Below are 12975 nucleotides of genomic sequence, written 5' to 3'. Positions count from 1 at the left end.
CGCGACCTGCTGAACACCTACGACTTCCCGGGCGATGACACCCCGATCGTCGTTGGCTCCGCGCTGATGGCCCTGAATGGCCAGGACGACAACGAGATGGGCGTTTCCGCCGTGCGCAAGCTGGTAGAAACCCTGGACTCCTACATCCCTGAGCCGGTTCGTGCCATCGACCAGCCGTTCCTGATGCCGATCGAAGACGTGTTCTCGATCTCCGGCCGCGGCACCGTGGTGACCGGTCGTGTCGAGCGCGGCATCGTCAAGGTCCAGGAAGAAGTGGAAATCGTCGGTATCCGTCCGACCACCAAGACCACCTGCACCGGCGTTGAAATGTTCCGCAAGCTACTCGACGAAGGTCGTGCTGGCGAGAACGTCGGCGTCCTGCTGCGCGGCACCAAGCGTGAAGACGTGGAGCGTGGCCAGGTTCTGGCCAAGCCGGGCACCATCAAGCCGCACACCAAGTTCGAGTGCGAAGTGTACGTGCTGTCCAAGGAAGAAGGCGGTCGTCACACCCCGTTCTTCAAGGGCTACCGTCCGCAGTTCTACTTCCGTACCACCGACGTGACCGGCAACTGCGAGCTGCCGGAAGGCGTCGAGATGGTAATGCCGGGTGACAACGTCAAGATGACCGTCACCCTGATCGCCCCGATCGCCATGGAAGACGGCCTGCGCTTCGCGATTCGCGAAGGCGGCCGTACCGTTGGCGCCGGCGTGGTTGCCAAGATCATCGAATAATCGATTGATCTTTCCCTCTCAGGCCGGCATAATGGTCGGCCTGACTTTGTTCTAGGCCAGTAGCTCAATTGGCAGAGCGGCGGTCTCCAAAACCGCAGGTTGGGGGTTCGATTCCCTCCTGGCCTGCCAAATTTCTCGATGGAATTTGGCATTTCTTCAACGGGATTCCCAGCAGATGAATGCGAAGGCAGAAGCCAAAGAGTCGCGTTTCGATATCTTGAAGTGGCTCTTGGTCGCAGTGGTTGTCGTGGTCGGCGTCGTTGCCAACCAGTATTACTCCGCTCAACCGCTCCTTTATCGCGTGCTCGGTATCCTGGTTCTGGCGGCTGTCGCTGGTTTCGTGGCGCTGCAGACCGTCAAGGGTCGTGCCTTCTTCACCCTGGCGAAAGAAGCGCGTGCCGAGATTCGCAAGGTCGTATGGCCGACTCGCCAAGAAACGACTCAGACCACCATGATCGTGGTCGCGGTAGTGCTGGTTATGGCGCTGCTGCTGTGGGGGCTCGACTCCCTGCTGGGTTGGTTGGTTTCCATGATCGTAGGTTAAGGGTGTTCCGTGGCTAAGCGTTGGTACGTTGTGCATGCCTACTCGGGTTACGAGAAGCATGTCATGCGCTCGCTGATCGAGCGGGTCAAGCTGGCCGGCATGGAAGACGGGTTCGGCGAGATTCTGGTTCCCACGGAAGAAGTCGTGGAGATGCGTAACGGCCAGAAGCGCAAGAGCGAGCGCAAGTTCTTCCCCGGCTATGTGCTGGTCCAGATGGAGATGAACGAGGGTACCTGGCACCTGGTCAAGGACACTCCTCGCGTCATGGGCTTCATCGGCGGTACCGCCGACAAGCCGGCTCCGATCACCGACAAGGAGGCCGAGGCCATCCTGCGTCGCGTCGCCGACAGTGGCGACAAGCCCAAGCCGAAGACGCTCTTCGAGCCGGGCGAAACCGTTCGCGTCATCGACGGTCCCTTCGCGGACTTCAATGGCGTGGTTGAAGAGGTCAACTACGAAAAGAGCCGGATCCAGGTCGCGGTGCTCATTTTCGGTCGCTCTACCCCGGTAGAGCTGGAGTTCAGCCAAGTCGAGAAAGTCTGACTTGCACAATGCATCCCACACCCCGCAGCCATAGGCTGCGGGGTTTTGTCGTCCTTGGGATAAACGCGAAAGCAACCGGGGAGCCCTTGTGGCGCTAGAACCCGTAACTGGAGTAGCACATGGCTAAGAAAATTCAGGCTTACATCAAGCTGCAGGTAAAGGCTGGTCAAGCCAACCCGTCGCCGCCGGTCGGCCCCGCTCTGGGTCAGCACGGCGTGAACATCATGGAGTTCTGCAAGGCGTTCAACGCCAAGACCCAGGGCATGGAGCCCGGTCTGCCGACTCCGGTGATCATCACCGTTTACAGCGACCGCAGCTTCACCTTTGAAACCAAGAGCACCCCGGCTTCGGTGCTGCTGAAGAAAGCTGCTGGCATCAGCAGCGGTTCCAGCCGCCCGAACACCCAGAAAGTGGGCACCGTTACCCGTGCTCAGCTGGAAGAGATCGCCAAGGCCAAGCAGGCCGATCTGACCGCAGCTGACCTGGATGCGGCCGTGCGTACCATCGCCGGCTCCGCGCGTAGCATGGGCCTCAACGTGGAGGGTGTGTAATGGCTAAGCTGACCAAGCGCCAAAAGGCTATCGCCGAGAAAATCGAAGCCGGCAAGCAATACGGCTTCGAAGACGCCGCAAAACTGCTGGCCGAGCTGTCGACCATCAAGTTCAAGGAGTCCGTGGACATCGCCATCAACCTGGGCGTCGATCCGCGTAAATCCGACCAGGTCGTTCGTGGTGCCACCGTTCTGCCGAACGGCACCGGCAAGAGCGTCCGCGTTGCCGTCTTCACCCAGGGCCCGGCTGCCGAAGCCGCTCTGGCTGCAGGCGCCGACAAGGTCGGTATGGACGAGCTGGCTGCCGAGATGAAGGCCGGTGACCTGAGCTACGACGTGGTCATCGCCTCCCCGGACGCGATGCGCGTTGTTGGTCAACTGGGCCAGGTTCTCGGCCCGCGCGGCCTGATGCCGAACCCGAAGGTCGGTACCGTGACCCCGGACGTAGCCACTGCCGTGAAGAACGCCAAGGCTGGTCAGGTTCGCTTCCGTACCGACAAGAACGGCATCATCCACGCCTCCGTTGGCAAGATCGATTTCGAGCCGGTCAAGCTGAAGCAGAACGTCGAAGCTCTGCTGGCTGACCTGAAGCGCCTGAAGCCCGCCTCCTCCAAGGGCGTGTACGTTCAGCGCGTGACCCTGAGCACCACCATGGGCCCGGGTCTGCAGATCGATCAGGCTTCCCTGGAAGGCTGATAAGACAAAGTCGGGTGGTGGGCCTGGCCCATCACCCGCAGGTATTGGGGTCCCTGCCTGGCGGGGGCTGTCCAAGACCGTAGGCGGCGCAAGCCTTAAACCACAAGCCTACGCAGATGGTGCTCCCGATTCGTTAACCGGATCAGACACCAAAACGCCGTCCGGCTCCGGCTGGACGTATCGGTAACATCCAGGAGTAAACCCGTGGCAATCAAACTCGAAGACAAGAAGGCCATCGTCGCTGAAGTCAACGAGGCTGCCAAAGCCGGTCTGTCCGCTGTCGTGGCTGATGCCCGTGGCGTGACCGTCGGCGCAATGACCGGACTCCGTAAAGAGGCCCGCGCAGCTGGTGTGTACGTGAAAGTCGTACGTAACACCCTGCTCAAGCGCGCCGTTGAAGGCACTCAGTTCGAGGTGCTCAACGACACGTTCAAGGGCCCGACCCTGATCGCTTTCTCCAACGAACATCCGGGCGCTGCCGCTCGTATCTTCAAGGAGTTCGCCAAGGGTCAGGACAAGTTCGAGATCAAGGCGGCCGCGTTCGAGGGTCAATTCCTCGCAGCCAATCAGATCGACGTTCTGGCAACCCTGCCGACCTACAACGAAGCCGTTGCACAGCTGATGAGCGTGATCCAAGGCGCTACCAGCAAGCTGGCTCGTACTCTGGCGGCAATTCGTGACCAGAAAGAAGCCACCGCTGCCTAAGGCAACCGGTAGGCTTTCAAACCTTTTTTGTTTAATCGATGGCGCGAGCGCCGTCACCCAATACAGGAATTAGAGTCATGGCTCTGACCAACGAAGACATCATCAACGCCGTATCCGAAATGTCCGTCATGCAGATCGTTGAACTGATCAAGGCGATGGAAGAGAAGTTCGGCGTTACCGCTGCTGCCGCTGTTGCCGCTGGCCCGGCTGTTGCCGCTGCCGCTGCCGAAGAGCAGACCGAGTTCACCATCGTCCTGACCGAAGCCGGCGAGAAGAAAGTGAACGTGATCAAGGTCGTTCGTGAACTGACCGGCCTGGGCCTGAAAGAAGCCAAGGCTGTCGTTGACGGCGCCCCGGGCGTGGTCAAGGAAGGCGCTTCGAAAGAAGAAGCCGAAGCTGCCAAGAAAGCCCTGGAAGAAGCAGGCGCCAAGGTCGAGCTCAAGTAAGCTCGCCCCTTGCGTCTACAGCCCGAGCGTCAAGCGACAGGCTGATGGCTGGTGGCTTTTGCCACCGGCCTTTTTCCGTTCTGGGTGGGGTGCCGCAGGTCCCCTCCCATAACGGGAAACTCCCACCCTCAGGGGTGGCGCAAACGCCAGGTTTGCACGATTTTTCGGCTGCTCCCGTGGGAGAGGCCAAACAAGCAGGTGACCAAGCTGGGGAACGCTGATGGCTTACTCATACACTGAGAAAAAACGTATCCGCAAGGACTTTAGCAAGTTGCCGGACGTCATGGATGTGCCGTATTTGCTGGCCATCCAGCTGGATTCCTATCGCGAATTCCTGCAGGCAGGTGCAAGCAAGGATCAGATCCGCGACATCGGTCTGCATGCGGCCTTCAAGTCCGTTTTCCCGATTATCAGCTATTCCGGCAATGCTGCCCTGGAATACGTCGGTTATCGCCTGGGTGAGCCGGCCTTCGACGTCAAGGAGTGCGTGCTGCGCGGTGTGACCTTCGCCGTCCCGCTGCGGGTGAAAGTGCGCCTGATCATCTTCGACAAAGAGTCGTCGAGCAAAGCGATCAAGGACATCAAGGAACAGGAAGTCTACATGGGGGAAATCCCCCTGATGACCGAGAACGGTACCTTCATCATCAATGGTACCGAGCGCGTCATCGTTTCCCAGCTGCACCGTTCCCCGGGTGTGTTCTTCGACCACGACCGTGGCAAGACCCATAGCTCCGGCAAGCTGCTGTACTCCGCGCGCATCATTCCTTACCGCGGTTCCTGGCTGGACTTCGAATTCGATCCGAAGGACTGCGTGTTCGTCCGTATCGACCGTCGCCGCAAGCTGCCGGCGTCCGTCCTGCTGCGCGCGCTGGGCTATAGCACCGAGGAAATCCTCGATGCCTTCTACGCGACCAACGTCTATCACATCAAGGGCGAAGGTCTGCGTCTGGAGCTGGTGCCGCACCGTCTGCGCGGCGAAATCGCCAGCTTCGACATCAAGGATGCCGCCGGCAAGGTCATCGTCGAAGCGGGCCGCCGTATCACCGCGCGCCACATCAACCAGCTGGAAAAGGCTGGCATCAAAGAGCTGGAAGTGCCTTTCGACTACCTCATTGGCCGTACCGTGGCCAAGGCTGTCGTGCACCCGGCTACCGGCGAGATCATCGCCGAGTGCAACACCGAGCTGTCCGTCGACGTCCTGGCGAAGATCGCCAAGGCCCAGGTCGTGTGCCTGGAAACCCTGTACACCAACGACATCGACTGCGGCCCGTTCATCTCCGACACCCTGAAGATCGACTCCACCGGCAACCAGCTCGAAGCCCTGGTCGAGATCTACCGCATGATGCGCCCGGGCGAGCCGCCGACCAAGGAAGCCGCCGAGACCCTGTTCGGCAACCTGTTCTTCAGTGCCGAGCGCTACGACCTGTCCGCCGTCGGCCGCATGAAGTTCAACCGCCGTATCGGCCGCAGCGAGATCGAAGGTCCGGGCGTGCTGAGCAAGGAAGACATCGTCGACGTACTGCGTACCCTGGTCGACATCCGTAACGGCAAGGGCATCGTCGACGACATCGACCACCTGGGCAACCGTCGCGTCCGTTGCGTCGGCGAGATGGCCGAGAACCAGTTCCGCGTGGGCCTAGTGCGTGTCGAGCGCGCGGTCAAGGAACGCCTGTCCATGGCCGAAAGCGAAGGCCTGATGCCGCAGGACCTGATCAACGCCAAGCCGGTGGCCGCCGCGATCAAGGAGTTCTTCGGCTCCAGCCAGCTGTCGCAGTTCATGGACCAGAACAACCCGCTCTCCGAGATCACCCACAAGCGCCGTGTCTCCGCACTCGGCCCGGGCGGTCTGACCCGTGAGCGCGCGGGCTTCGAGGTTCGTGACGTACACCCGACCCACTACGGCCGCGTGTGCCCGATCGAAACCCCTGAAGGTCCGAACATCGGTCTGATCAACTCCCTGGCGACCTACGCCCGCACCAACAAGTACGGCTTCCTGGAAAGCCCGTACCGCGTGGTGAAGGAAGGCCTGGTCAGCGACGAGATCGTGTTCCTCTCCGCTATCGAAGAGGCCGACCACGTGATCGCCCAGGCGTCCGCGACCCTGGACGAGCAGGGCCATCTGATTGACGAGCTGGTCGCCGTACGTCACCTGAACGAATTCACCGTGAAGGCGCCGGAAGACGTCACCCTCATGGACGTTTCGCCGAAGCAGGTCGTTTCCGTCGCTGCCTCGCTGATCCCGTTCCTCGAGCACGACGACGCCAACCGTGCGCTCATGGGTTCGAACATGCAGCGTCAGGCCGTTCCGACCCTGCGCGCCGACAAGCCGCTGGTAGGTACCGGCATGGAGCGCAACGTCGCCCGTGACTCCGGTGTCTGCGTCGTGGCTCGCCGCGGTGGCGTGATCGACTCGGTCGACGCCAGCCGTATCGTGGTGCGTGTGGCGGACGACGAAGTCGAGACCGGCGAAGCCGGCGTCGACATCTACAACCTGACCAAGTACACCCGTTCCAACCAGAACACCTGCATCAACCAGCGTCCGCTGGTCAGCAAGGGTGACGTGATCGCCCGCGGCGACATCCTCGCCGACGGTCCGTCCACCGACATGGGTGAACTGGCCCTGGGCCAGAACATGCGCGTCGCGTTCATGCCCTGGAACGGCTTCAACTTCGAAGACTCCATCTGCCTGTCCGAGCGCGTGGTCCAGGAAGATCGTTTCACCACGATCCACATCCAGGAACTGACCTGCGTTGCCCGTGACACCAAGCTCGGCCCAGAGGAAATCACCGCGGACATCCCGAACGTGGGTGAGGCCGCGCTGAACAAGCTGGACGAAGCCGGCATCGTCTACGTCGGCGCCGAAGTGCAGGCTGGCGACATCCTGGTCGGCAAGGTCACCCCGAAAGGCGAGACCCAGCTGACGCCGGAAGAGAAGCTGCTGCGCGCGATCTTCGGTGAGAAGGCGTCCGACGTGAAGGACACCTCCCTGCGCGTGCCGACCGGCACCAAGGGCACCGTGATCGACGTCCAGGTCTTCACCCGTGACGGCGTGGAGCGCGACAGTCGCGCCCTGTCCATCGAGAAGATGCAGCTGGACGAGATCCGCAAGGACCTCAACGAAGAGTTCCGCATCGTCGAAGGCGCCACCTTCGAGCGTCTGCGCTCCGCCCTGGTCGGCGCCGTCGCCGATGGCGGCCCGGCGCTGAAGAAAGGCACCGAGATCACCGACGAGTACCTCGACGGTCTCGAGCGCGGCCAGTGGTTCAAGCTGCGCATGGCCGAAGACGCCCTGAACGAGCAGCTGGAGAAGGCCCAGGCCTACCTCAGCGACCGCCGTCAGATGCTCGACGACAAGTTCGAGGACAAGAAGCGCAAGCTGCAGCAGGGCGACGACCTGGCGCCGGGCGTGCTGAAGATCGTCAAGGTCTACCTCGCCATCAAGCGCCGCATCCAGCCGGGCGACAAGATGGCCGGCCGTCACGGTAACAAGGGTGTGGTCTCGGTGATCATGCCGGTCGAGGACATGCCGCACGACGCCAACGGCACCCCGGTGGACATCGTCCTGAACCCGCTGGGCGTACCCTCGCGCATGAACGTCGGTCAGATCCTCGAAACCCACCTGGGCCTCGCGGCCAAGGGCCTGGGCGAGAAGATCAACCGCATGCTCGAAGAGCAGCGCAAGATCGCCGAGCTGCGCCAGTTCCTGAACGAGATCTACAACGAGATCGGTGGTCGCCAGGAGAGCCTGGAAGAGCTGTCCGATAACGAGATCGTCGCGCTGGCCAACAACCTCAAGGGCGGCGTGCCCATGGCTACCCCGGTGTTCGACGGTGCCAAGGAGCGCGAGATCAAGGCCATGCTGAAGCTGGCCGACCTGCCGGAGAGCGGCCAGATGCGCCTGTTCGACGGCCGCACCGGCAACCAGTTCGAGCGTCCGACCACCGTCGGCTACATGTACATGCTCAAACTGAACCACCTGGTCGATGACAAGATGCACGCACGTTCCACCGGCTCCTACAGCCTGGTTACCCAGCAGCCGCTGGGTGGCAAGGCGCAGTTCGGTGGCCAGCGTTTCGGGGAGATGGAGGTCTGGGCGCTGGAAGCCTACGGCGCCGCCTACACCCTGCAGGAAATGCTGACCGTGAAGTCGGACGACGTGAACGGCCGTACCAAGATGTACAAGAACATCGTGGACGGGGATCACCGCATGGAGGCCGGCATGCCCGAGTCCTTCAACGTGCTGATCAAAGAGATCCGCTCGCTCGGCATCGATATCGAACTGGAAACCGAATAACACGTGACGATAAACGGTGCGGCGGCTAGCCGCCGCACCGGGTCCGTGAGGAGGAAAGGCCTTGAAAGACTTGCTCAATCTGTTGAAAAACCAGGGTCAAATCGAGGAGTTCGATGCCATCCGTATTGGTCTGGCCTCGCCCGAGATGATTCGTTCCTGGTCGTTCGGCGAAGTTAAGAAGCCGGAGACCATCAACTACCGTACCTTCAAGCCGGAGCGCGATGGCCTGTTCTGCGCCAAGATCTTCGGCCCGGTGAAGGACTACGAGTGCCTGTGCGGTAAGTACAAGCGCCTGAAACACCGCGGTGTGATCTGCGAGAAGTGCGGCGTCGAAGTCGCGCTGGCCAAGGTGCGCCGCGAGCGCATGGGCCACATCGAGCTGGCCTCGCCGGTCGCCCACATCTGGTTCCTGAAGTCCCTGCCGTCCCGTATCGGCCTGCTGCTGGACATGACCCTGCGTGACATCGAGCGCGTGCTCTATTTCGAGAGCTACGTGGTGATCGACCCGGGCATGACCACCCTGGAGAAGGGCCAGCTGCTGAACGACGAGCAGTACTTCGAAGCCCTCGAAGAGTTCGGTGACGACTTCGACGCGCGCATGGGCGCCGAGGCGGTTCGCGAGCTGCTCAACCAGATCGACCTGGAGCACGAGATCGGCCGCCTGCGCGAAGAGATTCCGCAGACCAACTCGGAAACCAAGATCAAGAAGCTGTCCAAGCGCCTGAAGCTGATGGAAGCCTTCCAGGGCTCCGGCAACCATCCCGAGTGGATGGTGCTGACCGTCCTGCCGGTGCTGCCGCCGGACCTGCGTCCGCTGGTTCCGCTGGATGGCGGCCGCTTCGCGACTTCGGATCTGAACGATCTGTACCGCCGGGTGATCAACCGTAACAACCGTCTGAAGCGCCTGCTCGACCTGGCCGCGCCGGACATCATCGTGCGCAACGAAAAGCGCATGCTGCAGGAAGCTGTCGACGCCCTGCTGGACAACGGTCGCCGCGGTCGCGCCATCACCGGCTCGAACAAGCGCCCGCTGAAGTCCCTGGCCGACATGATCAAGGGCAAGCAAGGTCGCTTCCGTCAGAACCTGCTCGGCAAGCGCGTGGACTACTCCGGTCGTTCGGTAATCACCGTCGGCCCGACCCTGCGCCTGCACCAGTGCGGTCTGCCGAAGAAGATGGCCCTCGAGCTGTTCAAGCCGTTCATCTTCGGCAAGCTCGAAGCCCGTGGCATGGCTACCACCATCAAGGCTGCGAAGAAGATGGTCGAGCGCGAGCTGCCCGAGGTCTGGGACGTTCTCGCCGAAGTCATCCGCGAACACCCCGTGCTGCTGAACCGCGCACCGACACTGCACCGTCTGGGCATCCAGGCGTTCGAGCCGGTGCTCATCGAAGGCAAGGCGATCCAGCTGCACCCGCTGGTCTGCGCGGCTTACAACGCCGACTTCGACGGTGACCAGATGGCCGTCCACGTCCCGCTGACCCTCGAGGCCCAGCTGGAAGCGCGCGCGCTGATGATGTCCACCAACAACATCCTCTCGCCCGCCAACGGCGAGCCGATCATCGTGCCGTCGCAGGACGTGGTGATGGGTCTGTACTACATGACCCGTGAAGCCGTGAACGCGAAAGGCGAGGGCATGGCCTTCGCCGACCTGCAGGAAGTCGACCGCGCCTACCGCAGCGGCCAGGTGTCCCTGCACGCCCGCGTGAAAGTGCGCATCAACGAGAAGGTCAAGGGTGAGGACGGCGTACTGGTCGCCAACACCCGCATCGTCGACTCCACCGTCGGCCGTGCCCTGCTGTTCCAGGTCGTGCCGGCAGGTCTGCCGTACGACGTGGTCAACCAGCCGATGAAGAAGAAGGCGATCTCCAAGCTGATCAACCACTGCTACCGCGTGGTGGGGCTGAAGGACACCGTCATCTTCGCCGACCAGCTGATGTACACCGGCTTCGCCTACTCGACCATCTCCGGTGTGTCGATCGGCGTGAACGACTTCGTCATCCCGGACGAGAAGGCGCGCATCATCAACGCCGCCACCGAGGAAGTGAAGGAGATCGAGAGCCAGTACGCCTCCGGCCTGGTAACCCAGGGCGAGAAGTACAACAAGGTGATCGACCTCTGGTCGAAGGCCAACGACGAAGTGTCCAAGGCGATGATGGCCAACCTCTCGAAAGAGAAGGTCATCGACCGCGAGGGCAAGGAAGTCGACCAGGAGTCCTTCAACTCCATGTACATGATGGCGGACTCCGGTGCGCGGGGTTCCGCGGCCCAGATCCGTCAGCTGGCCGGCATGCGCGGCCTGATGGCCAAGCCGGACGGCTCGATCATCGAGACGCCGATCACCGCGAACTTCCGTGAAGGCCTGAACGTACTCCAGTACTTCATCTCCACCCACGGTGCGCGTAAAGGTCTGGCGGATACCGCACTGAAGACCGCGAACTCCGGTTACCTGACCCGTCGTCTCGTCGACGTGGCCCAGGACCTGGTAGTGACCGAGATCGATTGCGGCACCGAGCATGGCCTGGTCATGTCCCCGCACATCGAAGGCGGCGACGTCGTCGAGCCGCTGGGCGAGCGCGTGCTCGGCCGCGTGATCGCGCGTGACGTGTTCAAGCCCGGTGGCGATGACGTCATCGTGCCGGCCGGCACCCTGATCGACGAGAAGTGGGTCGATTTCCTCGAGCAGATGAGCGTCGACGAAGTCGTGGTGCGTTCGCCGATCACCTGCGAAACCCGCCATGGCATCTGCGCCATGTGCTACGGCCGCGATCTGGCCCGTGGCCACCGCGTCAACATCGGTGAAGCGGTCGGCGTCATCGCCGCCCAGTCCATCGGTGAGCCGGGTACCCAGCTGACCATGCGTACCTTCCACATCGGTGGTGCGGCCAGCCGGACCTCCGCCGTGGACAACGTCCAGGTCAAGAACGGCGGCACCATCCGCCTGCACAACCTGAAGCACGTCGAGCGTGCCGACGGCGCGCTGGTGGCGGTATCGCGTTCCGGCGAGCTGGCCGTGGCCGACGACTTCGGTCGCGAGCGCGAGCGCTACAAGCTGCCGTACGGTGCGGTGATTTCGGTCAAGGAAGGCGACAAGGTCGACCCGGGCGCCATCGTCGCCAAGTGGGACCCGCACACCCACCCGATCGTCACCGAGATGGACGGTACCGTTGCCTTCGCCGGCATGGAAGAGAACATCACCGTCAAGCGCCAGACCGACGAACTCACCGGCCTGACCAACATCGAGGTGATGGATCCGAAGGATCGCCCGGCTTCGGGCAAGGACATCCGTCCGGCCGTGAAGCTGATCGACGCCGCGGGCAAGGACCTGCTGCTGCCGGGTACCGACGTACCGGCCCAGTACTTCCTGCCGGCCAACGCCCTGGTCAACCTGAACGACGGTGCCAAGGTGCGTGTCGGTGACGTTATCGCGCGTATCCCGCAGGAAACGTCGAAGACCCGCGACATCACCGGTGGTCTGCCGCGCGTTGCCGACCTGTTCGAGGCGCGTCGTCCGAAAGAGCCTTCGATCCTGGCGGAAATCAGCGGCACCATCTCCTTCGGCAAGGAAACCAAGGGCAAGCGCCGCCTGGTCATCACGCCCACCGACGGTACCGATCCGTACGAGGAGCTGATTCCGAAGTGGCGTCACCTGAACGTGTTCGAAGGTGAACAGGTCAGCCGTGGCGAAGTGATCTCCGACGGCCCGAGCAACCCGCACGACATCCTGCGTCTGCTCGGCGTCAGCTCGCTGGCCAAGTACATCGTCAACGAGATCCAGGACGTGTACCGCCTGCAGGGCGTGAAGATCAACGACAAGCACATCGAGACCATCCTGCGGCAGATGCTGCGCAAGGTCGAAGTGGCCGAGTCGGGTGACTCCTCCTTCATCAAGGGCGACCAGGTCGAACTGGTCCAGGTGCTGGAAGAGAACGAAGTGCTGGCCACCGTGGACAAGTTCCCGGCCAAGTACGAGCGCGTTCTGCTGGGTATCACCAAGGCCTCTCTGTCGACCGAGTCGTTCATCTCCGCGGCCTCCTTCCAGGAGACCACCCGCGTCCTCACCGAGGCGGCGGTCACCGGCAAGCGCGACTTCCTGCGCGGCCTGAAGGAAAACGTGGTGGTCGGTCGCCTGATCCCGGCCGGTACCGGCCTGGCCTACCACAGCGAGCGCAAGCGTCAGCGCGAACTCGGCAAACCGCAGCGTGTGAGCGCCAGCGAAGCCGAAGCAGCACTGGCCGAAGCGCTCAACCTGAGTGGCAACTAAGCCTTGACCGAAGCCCCGGCTGTCTTGACAGCCGGGGCTTTGTCTTGACGGGGTGCTGGAAGCTCTTTAGTATTTTGTACCCCGAAAATTGGCAGGGCGCTTGCTCTGCCATTTCGTTTAAGTGTCGTAAGACAATCAGTGGAGCTATAGATGGCAACTATCAACCAGCTGGTGCGTAAGCCGCGCAAGCGCATGGTCGACAAG

At 62.2% G+C, this 12975-nt stretch carries 9 protein-coding genes and 1 tRNA gene; all 10 read left to right on the top strand.

Translation table 11 applies throughout. From position 1 onward, the window contains the following. A partial coding sequence (locus VV867_RS30075; RefSeq protein WP_328568281.1) for an EF-Tu/IF-2/RF-3 family GTPase occupies positions 1–732 on the top strand: 732 nt, incomplete at its 5' end. 53 nt (positions 733–785) lie between these two features. Then, a tRNA-Trp gene (locus VV867_RS30070) sits at positions 786–861 on the top strand. Between the two features lie 46 nt (positions 862–907). Then, positions 908–1276: a preprotein translocase subunit SecE gene (secE, locus tag VV867_RS30065; protein ID WP_089393448.1), complete on the top strand. Its 369-nt coding sequence runs from the start codon at positions 908–910 to the stop codon at positions 1274–1276. A gap of 9 nt (positions 1277–1285) precedes the next feature. Then, a complete protein-coding gene (gene nusG / locus VV867_RS30060) occupies positions 1286–1819 on the top strand; it encodes a transcription termination/antitermination protein NusG (protein WP_074986525.1) in 534 nt (177 codons plus the stop codon). 119 nt (positions 1820–1938) lie between these two features. Continuing rightward, entirely contained in the window at positions 1939–2370 is a 432-nt protein-coding gene (gene rplK, locus VV867_RS30055; protein WP_095941591.1) for a 50S ribosomal protein L11, read from the top strand. Further along, positions 2370–3065 (top strand): 50S ribosomal protein L1, encoded by a 696-nt coding sequence (gene rplA / locus VV867_RS30050; RefSeq protein ID WP_074986520.1) that lies wholly within the window; start codon positions 2370–2372, stop codon positions 3063–3065. Before rplK ends, rplA begins: the two co-directional genes overlap by 1 nt. Positions 3066–3269: 204 nt before the next feature. Further along, entirely contained in the window at positions 3270–3770 is a 501-nt protein-coding gene (rplJ, locus tag VV867_RS30045) for a 50S ribosomal protein L10 (protein WP_089393446.1), read from the top strand. 77 nt (positions 3771–3847) lie between these two features. After that, the gene (gene rplL, locus VV867_RS30040; protein ID WP_109935917.1) at positions 3848–4216 is read left to right on the top strand and encodes a 50S ribosomal protein L7/L12; all 369 of its coding nucleotides are present in this window, start codon (positions 3848–3850) and stop codon (positions 4214–4216) included. A 220-nt stretch (positions 4217–4436) separates the two neighbouring features. After that, the gene (rpoB, locus tag VV867_RS30035) at positions 4437–8510 is read left to right on the top strand and encodes a DNA-directed RNA polymerase subunit beta (protein WP_109935918.1); all 4074 of its coding nucleotides are present in this window, start codon (positions 4437–4439) and stop codon (positions 8508–8510) included. Positions 8511–8571: 61 nt separating this feature from the next. Then, on the top strand, positions 8572–12771 hold the full coding sequence (rpoC, locus tag VV867_RS30030; RefSeq protein WP_109935919.1) for a DNA-directed RNA polymerase subunit beta': 4200 nt from the start codon (positions 8572–8574) through the stop codon (positions 12769–12771). The last annotated feature ends 204 nt before the right edge of the window (positions 12772–12975 follow it).

Source organism: Pseudomonas sp. JH-2, from assembly GCF_036231725.1.
Taxonomy (GTDB): domain Bacteria; phylum Pseudomonadota; class Gammaproteobacteria; order Pseudomonadales; family Pseudomonadaceae; genus Pseudomonas; species Pseudomonas delhiensis.
This window is presented reverse-complemented; position numbering and strand designations above follow the sequence as displayed.

Bases quoted from the DNA above. Each gene is read 5' to 3' on its own strand.
- rpoB (WP_109935918.1), top strand. From the start codon at position 4,437: ATGGCTTACTCATACACTGAGAAAAAACGTATCCGCAAGGACTTTAGC.
- secE (WP_089393448.1), top strand. From the start codon at position 908: ATGAATGCGAAGGCAGAAGCCAAAGAGTCGCGTTTCGATATCTTGAAG.
- rplA (WP_074986520.1), top strand. From the start codon at position 2,370: ATGGCTAAGCTGACCAAGCGCCAAAAGGCTATCGCCGAGAAAATCGAA.
- rplL (WP_109935917.1), top strand. From the start codon at position 3,848: ATGGCTCTGACCAACGAAGACATCATCAACGCCGTATCCGAAATGTCC.
- rplK (WP_095941591.1), top strand. From the start codon at position 1,939: ATGGCTAAGAAAATTCAGGCTTACATCAAGCTGCAGGTAAAGGCTGGT.